At 56.3% G+C, this 18,701-nt stretch carries 14 protein-coding genes; 11 read left to right on the top strand and 3 right to left on the bottom strand.

Translation table 11 applies throughout. From position 1 onward, the window contains the following. Window positions 1-57 precede the first annotated feature (57 nt). The 3 genes from ACVWNW_RS02985 to ACVWNW_RS02975 all read left to right on the top strand — a co-directional run bounded on the left by ACVWNW_RS02985 (window position 58) and on the right by ACVWNW_RS02975 (window position 3,365). Window positions 58-1,062 (top strand): sugar kinase, encoded by a 1,005-nt coding sequence (locus tag ACVWNW_RS02985; protein ID WP_454482942.1) that lies wholly within the window; start codon window positions 58-60, stop codon window positions 1,060-1,062. A gap of 92 nt (window positions 1,063-1,154) precedes the next feature. Then, window positions 1,155-1,820: a bifunctional 4-hydroxy-2-oxoglutarate aldolase/2-dehydro-3-deoxy-phosphogluconate aldolase gene (gene eda / locus ACVWNW_RS02980; RefSeq protein WP_052733372.1), complete on the top strand. Its 666-nt coding sequence runs from the start codon at window positions 1,155-1,157 to the stop codon at window positions 1,818-1,820. 99 nt (window positions 1,821-1,919) lie between these two features. After that, a complete protein-coding gene (locus ACVWNW_RS02975; RefSeq protein WP_454482940.1) occupies window positions 1,920-3,365 on the top strand; it encodes a tagaturonate reductase in 1,446 nt (481 codons plus the stop codon). 211 nt (window positions 3,366-3,576) lie between these two features. Here the strand turns inward: ACVWNW_RS02975 and ACVWNW_RS02970 are convergent, their stop codons facing one another. Then, window positions 3,577-4,704 (bottom strand): mannonate dehydratase, encoded by a 1,128-nt coding sequence (locus tag ACVWNW_RS02970; RefSeq protein ID WP_454482938.1) that lies wholly within the window; start codon window positions 4,702-4,704, stop codon window positions 3,577-3,579. A 74-nt stretch (window positions 4,705-4,778) separates the two neighbouring features. Next, on the bottom strand, window positions 4,779-6,422 hold the full coding sequence (locus ACVWNW_RS02965) for a mannitol dehydrogenase family protein (RefSeq protein ID WP_454482936.1): 1,644 nt from the start codon (window positions 6,420-6,422) through the stop codon (window positions 4,779-4,781). Between the two features lie 245 nt (window positions 6,423-6,667). On the opposite strand from ACVWNW_RS02965, the gene ACVWNW_RS02960 reads away from it, so the two are divergent. The 3 genes from ACVWNW_RS02960 to uxaC all read left to right on the top strand — a co-directional run bounded on the left by ACVWNW_RS02960 (window position 6,668) and on the right by uxaC (window position 10,339). Next, complete coding sequence (locus ACVWNW_RS02960) at window positions 6,668-7,735, top strand: LacI family DNA-binding transcriptional regulator (RefSeq protein WP_121913610.1); 1,068 nt, start codon at window positions 6,668-6,670, stop codon at window positions 7,733-7,735. Then, complete coding sequence (locus ACVWNW_RS02955; RefSeq protein WP_121913609.1) at window positions 7,732-8,742, top strand: LacI family DNA-binding transcriptional regulator; 1,011 nt, start codon at window positions 7,732-7,734, stop codon at window positions 8,740-8,742. The genes ACVWNW_RS02960 and ACVWNW_RS02955 overlap by 4 nt, the downstream gene beginning before the upstream one ends. Window positions 8,743-8,881: 139 nt before the next feature. Continuing rightward, a complete protein-coding gene (gene uxaC, locus ACVWNW_RS02950) occupies window positions 8,882-10,339 on the top strand; it encodes a glucuronate isomerase (protein WP_454482933.1) in 1,458 nt (485 codons plus the stop codon). A gap of 73 nt (window positions 10,340-10,412) precedes the next feature. On the opposite strand, the gene ACVWNW_RS02945 is transcribed toward uxaC, so the two are convergent. Continuing rightward, the gene (locus tag ACVWNW_RS02945; protein WP_454482931.1) at window positions 10,413-11,447 is read right to left on the bottom strand and encodes a LacI family DNA-binding transcriptional regulator; all 1,035 of its coding nucleotides are present in this window, start codon (window positions 11,445-11,447) and stop codon (window positions 10,413-10,415) included. Window positions 11,448-11,701: 254 nt separating this feature from the next. On the opposite strand from ACVWNW_RS02945, the gene ACVWNW_RS02940 reads away from it, so the two are divergent. From ACVWNW_RS02940 to ACVWNW_RS02920, 5 genes are all read left to right on the top strand, one after another. Beyond that, window positions 11,702-13,102 carry an ABC transporter substrate-binding protein gene (locus ACVWNW_RS02940; protein WP_454482929.1) on the top strand — a complete coding sequence of 467 codons (1,401 nt, stop codon included), beginning with the start codon at window positions 11,702-11,704 and terminating at the stop codon, window positions 13,100-13,102. A 228-nt stretch (window positions 13,103-13,330) separates the two neighbouring features. Then, window positions 13,331-14,176, top strand: coding sequence for a carbohydrate ABC transporter permease (locus tag ACVWNW_RS02935; RefSeq protein WP_232350574.1), 846 nt, complete (start codon window positions 13,331-13,333; stop codon window positions 14,174-14,176). Between the two features lies 1 nt (window position 14,177). Next, window positions 14,178-15,167 (top strand): carbohydrate ABC transporter permease, encoded by a 990-nt coding sequence (locus ACVWNW_RS02930; protein WP_198229637.1) that lies wholly within the window; start codon window positions 14,178-14,180, stop codon window positions 15,165-15,167. 9 nt (window positions 15,168-15,176) lie between these two features. After that, window positions 15,177-16,775 (top strand): glycoside hydrolase family 43 protein, encoded by a 1,599-nt coding sequence (locus ACVWNW_RS02925; protein WP_198229636.1) that lies wholly within the window; start codon window positions 15,177-15,179, stop codon window positions 16,773-16,775. Window positions 16,776-16,861: 86 nt separating this feature from the next. After that, window positions 16,862-18,478 (top strand): UxaA family hydrolase, encoded by a 1,617-nt coding sequence (locus ACVWNW_RS02920; protein ID WP_454482926.1) that lies wholly within the window; start codon window positions 16,862-16,864, stop codon window positions 18,476-18,478. Window positions 18,479-18,701 lie beyond the last annotated feature (223 nt).

Here is an 18,701-nt window from a genome sequence, read left to right as displayed (position 1 = left end):
GATGCGGGTTGAGACAAGCCCGTCGGGTTCATCTGTCCAGGTCATGGAAGGAATGGTATGGCGGTTTCCCACGACATAGCGGTCAGCGGCGTCCGTCCCGGCAAGGTCCTCCTGGTCGGCGAGAGTATGGGGCTCTTCGCGGCTGGCGAGGAGGGGCCCTGCAGCGAGGTCGGATCTTTCAGCGCCTCGGTGGCCGGGGCGGAGCTCAACGTGGCAATCGGTCTGGAGCGGTTGGGTCAGCATCCGGTCTATATGACTCGCATAGGCCAGGATCCAATAGGCGAACGGATCCTGTATTTCATGCGGCAGAACAACCTGGACACCTCCTTGGTAGGCAAGGATGCCACTCGTTCCACTGGCTTTATGATGAAGTCCAAGGTAGAGCAGGGAGACCCCAAGACTTACTACTTTCGCAAGGGATCGGCGGCTTCGGCCTTGGGCCCGGCCGATGTCAAGGCCATCGACTGCAGCGGGATCTCGCTGATGCATATGACCGGAATCCTCCCAGCTCTTTCGGAAAGCGCCCTGGAAGCCAGCAAAGCGCTGGTTGATCTGTCACGGACCAATCATATCTTCGTTTCCTTTGATCCCAACGAACGTCCGGCTCTCTGGAAGAGCGACAGGCAAATGAAGCAGACGCTCCTGTCCTTAAGCGCCAAGGCTGATCTGGTCCTTCCAGGCATTTCCGAGGGCAGGCATCTGTTCGGGCTAGACAATGTCCGCGATATCGGTCAGGCCTTCATTGACAATGGCGCCCGTTATGCGGTGGTCAAGGACGGGCCTGATGGAGCCTACGCGACGGACGGTCACGATGGTGTCTACGTTCCGGGCTTCAAGGTTGATGCGGTGGTGGACACAGTCGGTGCCGGCGACGGTTTCGCAGCCGGTGTCTTGTCGGCCCTGCTTGAAGGCCAACGCATGTCCGAAGCCTTGGAGCGCGGGTGTGCCGTTGGCGCCATGCAGACCCAGGTGGTATCCGACAACGAAGGCTTGCCCGACAAGTCCCGGTTGAATGACTTTATTGCCGGACGCCAGCGGGCGGTGGTCAGACAGGTTGGCTGAGCCGGTTTATCTGGGCGACGATCAGGAGCCCTCCATGGACAGGCGATGGCTTCGATTCAACAAGTTCAATTCCACAAGAGAAGGAAGCAGGCATGAGTGAGTTTGACAAGACGGATGTACCGGAGGAGCGGATCGGATTGATTGATTTGATCAGAACAATCAAAGTGGTCCCCCTGGTGACCCTGCATTCGCCCGAGGAAGCGGTTCCTCTGGCCAGGGCCCTGGCTTCCGGTGGAGTACCCATCGCAGAGGTCACCTTCCGATCGGCTGCCGCCCTGGATGGGATGCGGGCTATTCACGATCAGGTGCCTGAGGTGACCCTGGTGGCAGGAACTGTGCACACGGTCGACCAGGCACGCCAGGCAGTGGAGGCAGGTTGCAAGGGTGTCGTCTCCCCGGCATTCAGCGATGCTGTGGTCGACTGGTGCATGGGCTCCCGGATACCGGTCTTGCCTGGAACGGCGACTCCCAGCGACATCGAGAAAGCCTATGATCTTGGTCTGCGTTTTACTAAGTTCTTCCCAGCCGAGGCTTACGGTGGCGTCAAGACCTTGAAGGCACTCTCCGGCCCCTTTGCCGAGATGAGCTTCCTGCCCACCGGCGGAGTCGGGTTCGGGAACGCCCGTGAATACATCGACCTACCCAACGTCTTTGCTGTGGGCGGGAGTTTCCCTGTACCGTCCAAGGCCCAGCGCCAAGGCGATTGGAAGGCCGTTGCCGATGCCTGTGCGCAGGCCAGGCAGGTGGTGCAAGGCTGAGTGTCTGAGTCCCGGGCTGGTCATCGGTCGCCAAGTTCGATGATCTGGCCGGATCTCCCGTATGGGCGGGATGACGCAAGCGGACGGAAAGGAAGCATTGTGGAAAGACTACAGGAAGCAGTGGCCGTGCATCTGGGGCTGACCAGTGCACAGGCAGCTCAACGACCCATCAGGATCATCCAGTTCGGTGAGGGAAATTTCCTTAGAGCATTCGTTGATTGGATAGTCCAGCAGCTCAACAACAAGGGCTTGTTCGGGGGGAACGTTGCAGTTGTCCAGCCCCTTGAAAACGGCAGAGTCCATGTCTTGGAGGACCAGGAGCGGCTCTATACAGTCATTCTGGAAGGCCTCAAGGATGGAAAGCCCGTCCGTAGCCATGAGCTGATTGACTCTATCGGCAAGACAGTCGACCCCTACAAGGATTGGGATGGTTTTCTGGCTCTGGCCGATGATCCTGATACGCAGATCATCATCTCCAATACCACTGAGGCAGGCATTGCCGTCAACGATGGGGATAAGGTCACAGACCAGCCGCCGGCAGGATATCCGGCAAAGTTGGCTCATCTGCTCAAGCGTAGGTTCGACAGGTCTCTGCCGGGCTACCTGATTATGCCCTGCGAGCTTATCGCCGACAACGGTTCGGCTCTGCATCGTGCTCTGATAAATGTCGCCGAACGGTTCGGATGGGGCAAGGATTTCATCGACTGGCTTGATCAAGAGAACACTTTCGTATCCACTCTCGTGGATCGGATAGTTCCTGGCTACCCGCGCGAAGATGCCCGGGAGCTTTGGGAGATGCTGGGATACGAGGATCAGAATATGGTCAAGGCCGAGCCCTTCCTGCTCTGGGTCGTAGCCGGTGACCAGACCGCCCAGCGCAGGGTTGATGAGCTGCTTCCCGCGCGGAAGGCCGGAATCGACCTGGTGACCTGCGATGCTGTACAGCCCTACCGTGAGCGCAAGGTTTATCTGCTCAACGGTCCCCATACCACCATGGCCCAGGTGGCTCGGCTGGCCGGATTCAAGACTGTAGGACAGGTCATGGGCGATAAGACCATGCGCTCTTTCATCACCCGCGAGATGGAGGAGGAGATCATCCCCGTCCAGACCCTGCCCAAGGAGGAGCTGGAGAACTTCGCTGCTGCTGTTCGCGAGCGGTTCGACAACCCCTTTGTCCAGCATTCTTTGGATTCCATAGGGTTGAACTCGGTCTCCAAATTCGTCTCCCGTCTTCTCCCGCTGGTCACGGCAAACGTAGAGCAGGGACGCGGGCTTCCGGAACGCATCATCCTGGCGCTGTCCTGCCTCTTGTGGACTTATTGCGGCAAGGCCGGTGATGCTGTGAAGATTCAGGATGATCAAAAGGTCATCGATGCCTTCCACGAGGCTGCCGGTCAGGAGGATTTTATCAATCGGATTCTTGCTGATGCTTCAATTTGGGGCCATGACCTGACCAGGATCGCAGGGCTGGCGGAGGCTGTCCAGAAGAACCTGGACGATTTGGCCGACCAGGGTGTCCAGCCCCTGATTGACCGATTGGCGTGAGCCAACAGTGCAAACGAGGGGTCAGCTGTTTCGAAGCAATTTGATTCTCGCATTTGCAAGTATGTTGGCTTTCCCAAGTTGAAAAAACTTCCCACAGGGCGCGGCCTTGACGGGAACATTGAATAAGCGTCTGATGCCAGGTCGGGTTTGCGATTGACCCGGACTGGCATCAGACGCTTCCTTCTGATTGTTCAGGATTTCTTTTGCTTTATCAACGGTTGTAGCGGTAAGCGTCCCAGACTCCAAGCAGATACTGGATGCCCATGGCGCGGTCGTAAAGGCCGTAGCCTGGCCGCGGTCTGCCGGCTTCCGTGTTCTCGCTCCATAGATGCCGTCCGTGGTCGGGGCGGATGTAGCCCTGGTAATCGGCCTCGGCGTAGGCCTTCATGATGCCGACGGTGTCCACGTTCCCCTCGCTGGCGCGGTGACCCACCTCGTAGAAAGAGCCCTGCTCGTCGGTGAACCGGATGTTGCGCACGTGGCTGAAGTAGATCCTGTCCATGAAGGTCTTGACTGCGTCCACGGCATCGTTGCCTCTTCTGGATGAGAAGGATCCCAGACACAGGCACAGTCCATTGCTGGGGCTGGGGTTCAGGTCCAGCACTCGTTGGATCCCCTCTTTGCTGGAGACCACGCGCGGCCAGCCGAACAGGTCGAAGGCAGGGTCGTCGGGGTGGACGGCCAGCTTGACCCCGTAGCGCTCGCAGGTGGGGATCACGGCATCCAGGAAGTACTTGTAGTTGGCGTACATCTGCTCGTGGCCCATTCCCTGATAGGCCTCCATCAGTTCAGGCAGATGGGCAAGCCGTTCAGGTTCCCAGCCGGGCACAGTCAGGGATCCGGCCCCCTTCAGGGTTTCGTCGATGATGCCCTGTGGGCTGAGCTGGTCCACCTGGTGCTGGTTGTAGTAGAGGGCGGTGGACCCGTCTGGGCAAGGGTGGAACATCTCCGTGCGCAGCCAGTCGAAGACCGGCATGAAGTTGTACGTGACGACTTTGACCCCGGCCTTGCCCAGGTTGGCTACAGTCTCGATATAGGCGTCAATGGCCTGGTCCCGGCTGATTCCGAGGACCGTCGAACCGGTCTTGATGGACTCGTGAACGTTGACGGACTCAACTACGTCAGCATTGAAGGTCTTGGTTATGCCTGCCGCTCGATCCCTGGCGGACAGCCCAGTGATTGTGGCCATGGCCTCTTCGATTTCGTCCGGCTGCCAGACCTCGCCGGCCTGTTTATGGTGCAGGGACCAGACAATGGTCTCCACCCCCGGAATCTGACGAATATCGTCCAGGCTGATGGTGTCGTTGCCCTGGCCATACCAGCGGAATCCCATGTGCATGATGCTCTCTCCTTACATTCGGATCGGACGGACCCGGTCATTGTGTGCCTTGTTCTGTCAGTAGGCTGCCGATGTCACCAGGCGCTTGCAGCCTTATGAAGGGTGCTCGCTACTGCGCCATTGCCCCGGCACATGGCGGTCAGGAAGGTCTCGATTGTGTCGGCCAGCGGGGTGGTGTTCAGATCGGTTCCGAAGATGGATGTGTCGGCCAGGATGGACTTGACCGTGGTCGCCAGAGTCTCCTTCTTGGCTGACCCGTTGAGTGGGATGTCGACCAGAGTCCTCTGAAGCTCCTCCAGGCGCGGGTCTGGGCTCAGCTTGACCGGCCGTCCGGCATCGTCGGTTCCATTGCCATCCGAACCGATCAGCAGCCGCAGCCAGGCGGCGATGATCAGCGGGATGGCCTCCAGATCGGCTGTGTCAAGGTCCTTGGCTCGGATGTACTTGCTGATGGTGATTCCGTATCTGACCGGAATCTTCTGGGAGGTGTCGGCGCAGATGCGCGCCGGCGTATCGGGCAGACCAGGATTGGGAACTCTGACCTCAATGACTTGGCGGAGGAACTCCTTGGGGGAGAAGATGCCCGGGTCCTCGACCACAGGCAGTCCTTCCACATACCCCAGACGGGTGACCAAGGCCTTGAGGTCCGGGTCGGCGATGGTCTTTGACATGGTCGGATACCCCAGGAGCGTCCCGAAGACGGCCAGGGCCGTGTGCAGGGGGTTCAGGCAGGTGGTGACCTTCATCTGGTCGGCGGCGTTGACCGTGTCCTTGTCGGCCATGTAAACCCCTGCTTTCTCCAGAGACGGGCGGCCTGCAGGGAAGTCGTCCTCAACCACCCAATACCAGGTTTCCTCAGTGTTGGCATATGGGGCCAAAGCGGTTCCGCCCCTGGTCCGGAAAGGTTCCGCGTCGGCGACGCCCAGAGCCTTGAGGCGGCGACCCACCTCCTTGTCAGGGTTGGGAGTGATTCTGTCGATCATGGTCAGCGGGAAGGTGATCTTGTTCTTGTCTCTGAGGTAGTCGCCGAAGCCTTTTTCGGCCAGACCCCTCCCTATCCACTCGTCAGCCATCTGCCTGACGGCTTGGCCGAACCGCTCCCCGTTTCGTGAGAAGTTGTCGGTGCTGACCAGGGCCAGGGGAAGTGCACCGGCTTGGAAGCGCTCCAGCAGGAGGGCCGTGATGACTGCGATGGCGCTCTTGGCTTTATCGGGTCCGCCCTCGAATTCCGGAGCGATCCATGGTAGCGGCTGGCCCTGGGAATCGACCAGGGCATAGCCTTTCTCGGTGATGGTCGTGGTGACCATCTGCAGGCTGGGATTGCGGAAGACCAGCCTCAGATCATGCAAGGGCTTCGGATCCTCGCCCAGCGGGTAGGCGCCTGCAACGGAGGCGACCAAGGATGTTTTCATGGATCCGTCCGCCCTCAGGATGACCTGAAGATAGCGGTCGTCGAAGGGGGTGTAGGCCTGGTCTACGATGGCAGGGTCGAAGGATTCGGCCACCAATATGCCTCGGTCGGTGGCGCCTGACTCCAGAAGTTGTTGGGCAATGGGGGCGTGGACTGCCCTGAAGAGATTGCCGGCCCCAAAGTGGACCCAGGCAGGCGAGCGCTTGGTGGCCTGGCGCATGGCTTCGATGTCGTAGGTTGGCAGGGTCACGCCGGCCTTCTGCCAGGCTGCAGACTCATTATGTATATCGTCACTAAGGTGAAGCATCGGTGCCTTCCTTTATCAAAAGAAACATATCTCGGAGACCAGGCGTAAACGCTTGTCCATCCTGCTTCCGAACCTATCAAGTTGGTGCCTGTCTGCTTTCGTAGTTGCAGTTTGTTTCTCATCAGACTGCTGTCGGCTGCTACAGGACTGGGAAGTCACTTATACTTGGAAGCTGGAAGTGCTCGGCACCGTTGGCGTGTATTTCATGCGATATGGGGCAGACCAAGGAAGGCTGATACGAATAGATGAAGACCGGAGCAGATTCGGGTGGCGATGCCTCCACGGACAACCGCCATATCACCATATATGATGTGGCTCGTCAGGCCGGGGTGTCCCCCTCAACGGTCTCGCGTACCTTCTCGCGCCCGGATCGGGTCAGTATTTCTACGGCTCGAATGGTTCAGAAGGTCGCTGATGAACTGGGCTATCACAGCGATATCGTCGACAGCCGGTCAGGCTCGCAGGGCCGGGGGCTGGTTGCGGTCATTGTGCCCGACCTGGGCAATCAGTTTTTCACCGGTGTTATTCGCAACATCCAGGACGAGTGCGAACGATTGCGCTTTGAAACCCTGATTCTTGATACCCGGGAGTCCATCACCCGGGAGCGCAGGATCGTCGATACGGTCGCTCCTGTGGTCTCGGGAATCATCCTGGTCTCCCCGAGGATGCCCGATGCCATGATTCGCAAGTGCGCCCAGCTGCGTCCTTTGGTCAGCGTCAACCGTGACGTTCGTGGCGTATCCAGCATCAGCATCGACGTGGCCAAGGGGGCCTGTCAAGCGGTCGACTACCTGTACTCATTGGGTTATCGGAGTCTCACCTATTTGGATGGTCCGGCGGCCTCATGGTCGGGAGGCATCCGGTGGCGGCATATCTTCAATGAATGCGACGCCAAGGGGATGAGCGTCAAACGTTCGCTGCCTTGCGCTCCTACCTTTTACGGAGGCTATTCCTTCGCAGAGAAGTATATGGACGACCCTACAGGAGCGGTCATCGCTCATAATGATCTGATGGCAATCGGCCTGATTGCGGCCCTCAGACGGCTTGGTTGCGAGTGCCCTCGTGATATCTCTGTCATCGGGTTCGACAACGACACCATGTCCATGGTGAGCAGTCCGCCTCTGACCACCATTCATATGTCCCTTTCAGTCCTCGGGCGGGGGGCTGCCGACCTTCTTATGCAGCGTCTTTCCGGAGCCAACCTGTCCGTAGCCCCGACGGTTCCGGCCCGTCTGGTCATCAGGCAGAGCACGGGTGCCAGGTCGATCAAACCTGTGGATCGAAACAGGGCAGCGAAGGAATCTCGGTCATGAGCGGTCATAACCGTTCCGGGCGCGTGACAATCAGAGAGGTGGCTGACAAGGCCGGCGTCTCGCCCTCCACGGTATCGAGGGCATTCGCTCGGCCTGATAGGGTCAGTGCGGCCACAACCAAGCGGATATTCGCTGCAGCCGACGCACTGGGGTACTATACGGAGCCGGTCGATACGGTTCCGTCCAGGACGTTGCGGGGCATGATTGCCATCATCGTTCCGGACATCGCCAACCAGTTCTTCTCTGACATCATCCGTTCTGTACAGCACGAGTTCAACCTGGCTGGATTTGCCCTTATCGTCGCTGAATCCGAGGAAAGTGCCAGCAGAGAGCGGGCGGCTTTCAACAAGATCGCCGCTTATGTGGACGGGGTAATTCTGACCTCCTCGAGAATGCCTGATGCCATGATCCGCAAGTGCGCCCAGACCAGGCCCATCGTCGTGGTTAACCGGACCGTGCGTGGGGTGCCCAGTGTGGCCATCGATATTGGTACTGGTATCCGTCAGGCCGCAGAGCTACTGGTTTCCATGGGGTTTTCTCGAGTGACCTATCTGGATGGGCCCTCTTCGTCATGGTCGGTGGGAGTCAGGTGGAATCACACCTGCGAAGAGTTTCGCAAGCGTGGGGTGACTGTTCGACGAATTTGGCCGGGTCTTCCCACCTTCGTCGGAGGGTATGCCCTGGCCAAGCAGTACCTGAATGATCCTACAGGCGCCGTCATTGCCCACAATGATCTGATGGCCTTGGGTTTCATGGCTGCCATGCGTCGTCAGGGTATTCGCTGCCCGGACGACTATGTGATCATCGGATTCGACAATGACACTATGGCGCAGGTCAGCGATCCGCCATTGTCCAGCGTGGGTAACACCCCGCCCAAACTGGGTAAGACAGCAGCCGGCATTCTTCTGGATCGGCTGAATGGCCGAACCAATCTGGCGCAGAGCATCATGATTCCCTCTCGCCTGATCGTCCGGGAAAGCACGGGTAAGGCTACGTCAGGTTCCTGATCAGGGAAGGTTTCGACAAATCATGGCAACATCGAGACCGTCTCTTTTCAAGCGCGCATAGGCTGACTCATGGTATATGTGAGTTCCGATCGTGTGACTGTTTCGCCTGTCCGTTGGTCTGTACAGGAGAATTTTGGGCATGACGGAAATTCGGATGCCGGACTTGCCGTTTTCGACTAAGGAGTTTGTAGTGGCTTTCCTGGATGACGATTTTCTTCTCGGGACGCAATTGTCTCGGGAGTTGTTCCATGAGGTGGCTGAGAATCTTCCTCTGGTGGATTATCATTGCCATTTGCACGCCAAGGAGATCTATGAGGATCCCAACTTCGATAATATTGTCGATGCTTGGCTGACAGATGGTCACAATTATGGAGACCATTATAAGTGGCGGCTGGAGAGGGCCAATGGCATTCCGGAACGGCTGATCACCGGAGACGGGGACCCCTGGGACAAATTTATGGCTTATGCCCAGACCATGGAACAGGCTGTGGGTAGCCCAGTCTATCTGTGGACGCACATGGAGCTGCAGAGGTACTTCGGCATCCGCGAACCCCTGACCACCAAGACCGCCAAGTCCATCTTTGATCAGACGAATGAACAGCTGGCCACCCCGGACTTCTCGCGAAGAGCACTTCTGCGTCGCATGAACGTCAAGATCGTCTGCACCACGGATTCCCCTGAGGACAATCTGGAGTATCACGATCAATTCGCCAAGGAGGGGGAGTCCTTTAGGATGGTTCCCGCCTTCCGTCCGGATGCGGCCCTGAATCCGAACGCCGAAGGGTATGGCGATTGGATCGGCACAATGGAGTCGGTCTGTGGCAAGCCGATCAATGACTTCAGCGGACTGGTCGACGCTCTGCGTGATCGGGTGGAGTACTTCCACCAGCATGGTTCCAGACTCTCCGACCATGCTGTCGATGTGGTGGAATTCGCTCCGGCGACTGCTGAGAATCTGGATGCCATTTTCAGCAAGGCCAGGGCCGGGCTAGACCTGGACAGGCATGAACAGGCCCAATATCGCGCGGCCCTCCTTCTTGAGCTGATGCGAATCTACAAGGACAAGGGCTGGACCATGCAGCTGCACCTTCAGGCCAGCCGCAACAACAACTCGACGGCTTTCCGAAAGCTTGGAGCCGACACGGGTTACGATTCGATGGCTGACAATTCGGTTGCCGCCCCCCTTGCCGCCCTGCTTGACCAGGCGCAGAGTTCGAACATTTTGCCCAGAACCATCGTCTATTCCCTCAATCCCAACGACTATATGGCCATAGCCACTGATTTGGGCTGCTTCGGAGGCGATGACAGGGGCCAGCTTCAGTTGGGCAATGCCTGGTGGTTCAACGACACCGTCACCGGGATGCGTCGGCAGCTCGAAGTTCTGGCTGAAACCTCGCTCCTGGGCAATGCGGTAGGGATGACCACGGACTCCCGAAGCTTCCTGTCCTTCCCCAGGCATGAACTCTTCCGTAGGGTGCTTTGCGGGCTCTTGGGCGACTGGGCCGCCCAGGGCGTCATACCTGATGACAAGGAGTATCTGGCTCCTCTGGTCCGTGCGGTCTCCTACGAGAACGCCCTGGCCCTTTTTGAGGACTGACTTCCGGAAGGCATCATCGGCCTGGACCATGCCTTGAGTCATTCCAGGCCGGCTGTCAAGCATGTGCTGTTTGCTAACTTCTCAGCGTCGTCGGTGGGCAGGTGGATTCCCTTATAACGAGCGAGTTGGGTAGGATTACCCGATGGTCGATTGTCTTTTGTGCCCTCACATCAAGAATCATGTGTGCGGCACGGGCCGCCATCTCCACGAGCGGCTGGTGTACGGTCGTCAAAGCGGGTCCCATGAATGCCGCCGTCTGGATATCATCAAATCCGACGACTGATAGGTCTTCGGGAATTCTGATTCCCAGTCGTTTTGCTGCCTTGTATACGCCCATTGCCAGGAAGTCGCTCTGGGCAAAGATGGCCGAGGGAGGGTTGTGTGAACTCAACAGCTCCATTCCAAACCGTTCCCCATCCTCGACGCTGAATTGTCCGTGGCGAATCAAACTGGGGTCGACAGCCGATCCTGCTTCGGACATGGCATTTCGGTATCCGTCGAAACGGGCGATGGAGCACATAACGCTGTCGGGACCGGTGATGGTCGCGATGTGCCGGTGCCCAAGGTCTATCAGATGTCGGGTAGCGAACAGGCCGCCCGACCAGTTGTCGGACTGGACGGACATGGTATCCAGTACGGGATTTCCCCAGGGATCGACGAAGACTGCAGGGATGCGTCTGGATGCGAATCTTCTTGCCAGGCTCAAAGATGGGTTCGAGAAGATGAGTATGGCTCCTAGGGGCCGACGGGCCAGTACCTCGTCCAACCAAGTGGTTGATAGTAAACCGGGATCGTCGATTTCGCTTAAGACCAGTCTGATCCCCCTCTCAGAAGCCACTTTTGCTGCTCCGTCAAGTAGGTTGAGCGTCCATGGATTATCCAGATGTTGCAAAGCCATCTCAATTAGGTTGGAAGAGGTTCCCGTCTTTCCTGATCTGGAGTAGCCAAGTTTCTCTATGGCCTTTTCGACTCGTTCGCGGGTTTCTTCCGCCACATCGCTTTTACCGTTGATCACCTTGGAGACGGTTGCGGCGGAGACCCCGGCCTCCTTGGAGACGTCGGTCAGCTTTGGGTATTTCACCTTTGCCGATGGTTTAGATTTAAGCATAGTCCCCCCTTTTCATATAATAACTGGCTCGATAAGTATATCGAAATATTTCGACTCCTCAAGTGGTTGCTCCAAAGAAGATAAACGCGGAGCAATTGAAGGTATTTACTAATAGGATAAAGGCCGTTTCGTGGTTGTATCGATGCGCAATAGTTAATAATTAGACGATTTGACCTATATCACAGATGACGCTATTATCGAAAATTGCGATATGAATAATCGCATAATCAAGGATGATTATCGAAAGGCAGATTATGAGTTGGAATTCCAAAGGACACAAGGTGGTGTGCGCGTGCGTCGGTTTCTTCATGATTGCAGGATTGGGTGCTTGCGGGTCCGGTTCGAATAATGGCGGGAACCGGTCTGCCGGCGCTGAGGGTGGCGTCACCGCGTCGCAGGGGGATGCAGCATTGAAATCGGATAAGGACGTCGAGCTGACGCTGTGGACCTGGCAGGCTGACAGCCTCAAAAGCACCATTGACGCTTTCCAGAGCAGGTATCCACATATCAAGGTCAAGGTGACGGCTACAGGTGCCGCTGCGGATCATTACACGAAGTTCTCCAATGTCATCAAGGCGAACAAGGACATTCCCGATATGACCATGCTGGAGTATGACTATCTGCCGCAGTACGCCACAACCAAGGCCCTGCTCAATATCAATGACAAGTCGATTGAACAGCAGATGGGAAGCCGTTATACCAAGGCTGCCTGGGCTGATGTTCACGTGGCGGGAGGACTCTACGGATTCCCTATGGATCAGGGGCCGATTGTCATGTACTCCCGTCGCGATCTGCTCGACCAGCATGGAATCGCCATTCCCAAAACCTGGGACGAGTTCGAACAAGCCGGTATCGCACTGCACAAGGCCGACCCCACTAGATACATGGGCTATATAGATACGGCTGATGTCCGTTATATGGCCGCCATTATGCGGCAGGCCAAAGCTCCCATGTGGCAAGTCAAAGGTCTGGAGAACGTGACCCTGGATATGACCAACAAGAAGGTCAAAGAGGTGGTCGACTTTATTCAAAGGCTGATCGACGAGGACGTTCTTGAGCCCGTTGCATCCAAGACCGATGAGTACAACAGGGGGTTCGCAGAGGGCCGGTGGGTCACCAAGATCGATGGGGCCTGGCGCAGCTCCACCTATGAGAAGCAACAGCAGTCCATGAAGGGGAAAGTGGAAATCACCCTGCCTCCTGCTTGGGGTTCCTCAGCCGCCGACTTCAAATCCGCCACGATTGGTGGTTCACTCTTTGCCGTGACAACATCCTGCCCTAAGGACAAGAGGGCGGCTGCCGTGGCCTTCCTGAACTGGATCTGTTCCGATCCCGCTGCAATCAAGGCCGGAAACAGCGAGGGCGGGATACGCTTCTCGCCCACCAAAGCCTATCTGGATGATGCGACCTACCAGAATCAGCACAATGACTACTTCAACCAGAACGTGAATGCCATATACATGGAGTCTTCCAAGAAGATCAACACCGATTGGTCCATACTTCCCTTCAATACCCAGTATGCCACCTCCTTCAAGGACATTGTGGTGCCGGAGATGAAGAAAGTTGGGAAGTTGGCTTCCGTCTTCCCGAAGTGGCAAGAATCGTTGAAGACCTATGCCGAAGGACAGGGGTTCAAGATTACTGACAAGAAGTAAGGTGCGGCGGACCGCTCAGAAAGGAAACCAGCTCGGTAATCGCAGGGGGAGGAAGGGTCTTCTGCCTCCTCTTCTCTCCGGATCCGGACCGATGGTATCTGGGCAAGTGAATCCACAAAGGAAAAGGAGTCAGTGATGAGCACAGCCGTAGTGGCCTCGGACGGGGTCGTGTCTCCTCAAGCCCCCAGTGAGGCGAGTCCACGCAAGGAGAGACTTCAGCATATAGGCATGATCTGGTGCTTGCCCTATGTAATTGTCTTCTTGGGTGGAACCATAATTCCGATGATTTATGCGTTTTACCTTGGGCTGTTCAAGGAACAGATGATTGGTGGGGAGCGATTTGCCGGTATGACCAACTTCATCCGGGCGATCAAGGATCCTCTGTTGTGGAATGGCTTCAACCGGGTGGCGATCTATGCGATCATTGAGGTCCCCCTGATGACCTTCCTCTCCCTGCTTGCCGCCTTGATGCTTGATTCTCAGCGTATCCGGCATGTGGCCATTCCCCGGATACTGCTGTTCCTGCCCTATGCCGTTCCCAATGTCATTGCTGCCTTGATGTGGAGTTATATCTATGGGAGGGATTATGGACTCTTCGGACAGGTCTTTGCTCTCTTCCATGCCCAGGCCCCCAATATGATTTCAAAGGAGCTCATGCTCTGGGCCATGATTAATATCAGCATCTGGGTCTCAATGGGGTACAACACACTGATTTATTACTCGTCGCTCAAAGCCTTGCCTGAGGAACTCTATGAGTCGGCTCGAGTGGATGGCGCCAGCGAATTCAGGATTGCCTGGTCAATTAAAATACCGCAGATTCGCAGTTCTGTCGTCATGACCATCCTTTTCAACATAATCTATTCGCTCCAGCTGTTCAATACGCCCAGCATGATGCAGACCATAGCCCCCGAAGTGGTTACCAGTTATTACACACCAAACCTGTACACCTACTCCCTTGCTTTTAGTGGCAATGATCTCAATTATGCGGCCGCCGTATCCCTGGTGGTGGGTCTGTTCACCATGATCATCATCAGCGTCGTCAAGATGCTGGGTAATCGTTGGGAGGAGAAGTAAAATGTCATCAACCAGTCTCATCAATAACAAGGCTTCCCGTTCCTCCTCGCAGCGTCGTCGCGACGACAGACTGGCTCGAAAGGACAGGGCCATTCGTTTGAAGAAAGCCGGAGGTAATGGCCTGCCGGTACGTTTGACCTCCACTCAGAAGATTCTCGATGTCCTTCTTCACCTGATTATGCTGCTTATGGTGATCTATTGCCTGGTTCCTCTTATCTGGCTCGCTTTTTCCTCTACCAAGACCAATGAGGGACTGTATTCATCACCAGGTCTTTGGTTTGCTGACTCCAATGTTTTCTTCGAGAATGTCATCGAGGCTTTCACCTTTGAAAACGGAGTGTATGGGCGTTGGCTGGTCAACACGCTTGTCTACGCGGTTATAGCTGGTGTGGGATCCACTCTCTTCGCAACGTTTGCAGGCTATGCAATCGCCACGATGAAATTCCACGGGAGGAATGCCCTGCTTTGGGTCACGCTCATCTTCATGTCCATTCCGTCGACGGTCATCACCGTTCCCCTCTTCCTTCTGTATTCCAAGATGGGTATGACCAATACCCCTCTGGCAGTTATCATCCCACAGCTATCGAATCCCTTTGGGCTTTACCTGATGATCATCTATGCGCAGACATCCATCCCCATTTCGATGGTGGAGGCGGCTCGCATAGACGGGGCCAATACATGGACTATCTTTTGGAAGATCGCCCTGCCTCTTCTGGCGCCGGGTTTCGTAACCACCCTCCTATTCGCCTTGGTAGGTGTCTGGAACAATTACTTCCTGCCGCTTATCATGCTTTCCGATGTACGTGACTATCCTTTGACGGTCGGACTCAACGTCTGGATGAAGATGGGGGGTGACGCCACCTATCATGTGGTGCCCAACAATATGATCCTGACAGGGTCCCTGCTGGCTGTGATTCCACTGATTATCGCATTTCTTTTCCTTCAGAAGTACTGGCAGTCCGGTCTGTCCGCAGGTGCGGTCAAGCAGTAAGGTGAGGCTATGTCGCTCGTTAAGAATCCAGTTATTCCAGGCTTTCATCCCGATCCATCGGCTTTGAGGGTTGGCGATGATTACTATATAGCCAATTCCACCTTTGAATGGTGGCCGGGGGTGGACATCTACCATTCCAGGGATCTGGTCAATTGGGAATGGGTCTGTGCTCCGCTGACCAGAACCAGCCAGGTGAATTTACGGGGCGATCCGAACGCTTGTTGCATCTGGGCCCCCCATCTCTCCTATGCCAAGGGGTTGTACTGGCTTGTATACACGGATGTGAAAAGCGCGACCATCTATAAAGACACGCTTAATTATGTCATCACCGCACCATCCATAAATGGCCCCTGGTCGGATCCCGTTTTTGTCACTGCTTCGGGTTTTGACCCGTCGCTTTTCCATGATGAGGATGGGCGCTCATGGTTTATGAACATGCTCTATGACTGGCGCATGGGACATAAGCGCTTCGCTGGAGTGGTCCTCCAGGAATTTGACACGGAGAAGATGTGTCTGGTGGGGGAGCGACGGCGCATCTTCAAGGGGACCAGTCTGGGTGTCTGTGAGGGGCCTCAGATATATCGACGCGGAGAATATTACTATCTGGTCTGTGCGGCGGGTGGGACCGAATGGAACCATGCCGCCACGGTTGTCCGTTCGAACTCGCTGCAAGGTCCTTGGCAGGAGTCCCCCTACAACCCCCTGATTACTGCGGAGGATGATCCTGACGGCTACTTGCAGAAGGCAGGGCATTGCAGTCTTCTGGAAAAGGACGGACAGTGGTACATCACCTACCTGTGTGCCCGTCCACTAAGGAGACGTGGCGAGTGTGTGCTTGGCAGGGAAACCGCTCTTCAACCCATCGAATGGGATTCGGATGGCTGGCCACGTCTGGTTGGAGGAGGTCATAATCCACAGCGGACAATCCAGGTGGAGGGTACGGATGCCAGTCAGTGCACTGACTACTCGGAGTCGGTTCATTTTTCCCCTGAAAGTGGATTACCTCCATCTTTCAAAACCCTTCGGGCACCGCTGAAAGCGGAGCGGGACTATTCCTTGACCGAGAGACCGGGTTGGCTCCGCCTTCATGGAGGACAGAGTCCATCCAGCCTGCACGAGCAGACGCTTTTCGCTCGTCGTTGGCAGTCCTTCAGCTTTGACGCAGTAACACAGATGGAGTTTCATCCTGAGAATTTCCAACAGACCGCAGGCCTGATTCTGTTTTACGACACCAGCAACTGGATGTATGCATATATAGGAGGCGAGGGGGATGCTGGGCATCCGACAGCTAGGGTACTTGTCAATGAGGGTGATGCATTCTCATTTGCGTCTCCGCTCATTGACGTAAGTGGTTCAAACACCTATACGATCCGGGTTCAGGTGCGACATGACAAGGCGAGGTTCTTGCTGGGTTCGGGGGATGACGATCCGAAGCCGATGGGTGATTGGCTGCCGGCCTGGCATCTCAGTGACGAACATGTCGGTAAGCTCAGGGGCAAAACGGTCTTCTCCGGAGCCATGGTGGGGATTTGCGCCCAGGACATGGATGCTCATTGTTCCTTCGCGGACTTTGCCTATTTCGACTATGAGGAAGTGCATGCCGATTGATGATGTGCGCTTGCAATGGTTCGAAGAACAAGCAAAGACTGGCAACAAAAAGGAACCGCTCCTCGTGGGCTACATAGCATAACAGCATGAGTGAGGCAAAGCAGCAGTGCATGATTCCAGAGGGTGGTTCCACGGGATTCGTTCCCACCTGTGATACGGGAGATGCCACCGGCCTGAAGCATGACTATGTCAAGGACATACCGGCGCGGACCGGCCAGGATACGATTCTGCTTAATCCTACAGATATGGTGGCTGTCGCTGCCAGGAATCTGGAGCCCGGCGAAAGGGTCCTGGTCGAGGGGCATGGCGAGGTGACGGTGCTTGACCAAATTCCCCGTGGACACAAACTTGCGCTTCAGGACATTTCCAAGGGTGAGGACGTCATCAAGTATGGCTATGCCATCGGCCATGCCAAGGAGGCTATCACTACAGGACAATGGGTCCATACGCACAATCTGGCCACCAACCTGGGCGCCGACCTGACTTACCGTTATCAGCCGGTTACCGACACGGTCAAGCCGGGCAGTCCGACCGGGACTTTCCATGGATATAGGCGCGCGACAGGCAAGGTAGGCATCCGCAACGACCTCTATATCGTCCCAACCGTAGGCTGCATCAATAGTCTGTGCAACGCCATGGCACGGTCTTTCTCAGCCCGCCATCCCGGCAACGGATCTTTTGACTCGGTGATCGTGGCGCGTCATCCTTATGGATGCTCCCAACTCGGAGGCGATCTGGTCTACACCAGGCGTTGTCTTCAGGACATCGCCACCCATCCCAACGCTGGGGGTGTGCTCCTCGTCGGTCTGGGGTGTGAAAACAATCAGATGGAGGACATGCTGAGCACCTTGGGCGAGTATGACACGAACCGGGTTCGTTGGATCATATGCCAGGAAGTGGAGGACGAACTGGATGAGGCCGATGCCCTCCTGGACCAGATTAACGAGGCCGCCAAAGGCGATCACCGTGAAGATGTGCCCCTGTCCGAACTCAAGGTCAGCGTCAAGTGCGGCGGGTCCGATGGAATGTCAGGCATCACGGCCAACCCGCTGGTCGGTCGGTTCGCTGAATGGGTGGTTACTCAGGGCGGTTCCGTGGTTCTGGCCGAGGTCCCTGAAATGTTCGGGGCCGAGCAGGTCCTGATGAGCCAGGCACACGACGAGCAGGTCTTCCATGATATCGTCGACCTTATCAACAATTTCAAGGGGTTCTTCCGCAAATACGGCGAAGTCATATCCGACAATCCCTCTCCTGGCAACAAGAAAGGCGGAATCACCACTCTGGAGGATAAATCCTTGGGTTGCATCCGCAAAGGCGGTCGTTGCGAGGTCGAGGATGTGCTCAACTATGGCGACCATATCTCCAGACCTGGGCTCTCCCTGCTGCAGACGCCAGGCAACGATCTTGTCTCCAGTACGGGAATGGCTGCGGCCGGAGCGCAAGTGGTCCTCTTCACTACTGGCCGGGGCACTCCCTTCGGAACTTTCGTGCCTACTGTGAAAGTAGCTACCAACACGCCTCTGGCCACCAAGAAGCATCGTTGGATTGACTTCGACGCCGGCCGTCTTTTGGATGAGCCCGGGGATCAGGTTTTCAACGATTTTCGTAAGAAAGTCCTTGCAGTGGTCAACGGTGAGCAGACCTGCAATGAGCGTAACGGCATGCAGGACATTGCCATATTCAAGGATGGCCCGACTGAATAGAGTGCGGGTTGCACCCAATGGGCACCCTGGTCGAAACGGCTGGGGTGCCTTGTTGCCTATTGGCGGATTACTGTGCCTTGATCAAGTTGCCGATTCCGAAAGACTTGCCAGCGGGTAATATCCCGAAGGTAATATCCCGAAATGAGCAAAGTCCGGAGTTGTGTGCCCCTATCTCCTATAGTGATGGGCCGGAGGAGTTTGCGGCACAATAAGTCACGATTGG

This window comes from Bifidobacterium sp. JNUCC 75 (genome assembly GCF_054819865.1).
This window is presented reverse-complemented; position numbering and strand designations above follow the sequence as displayed.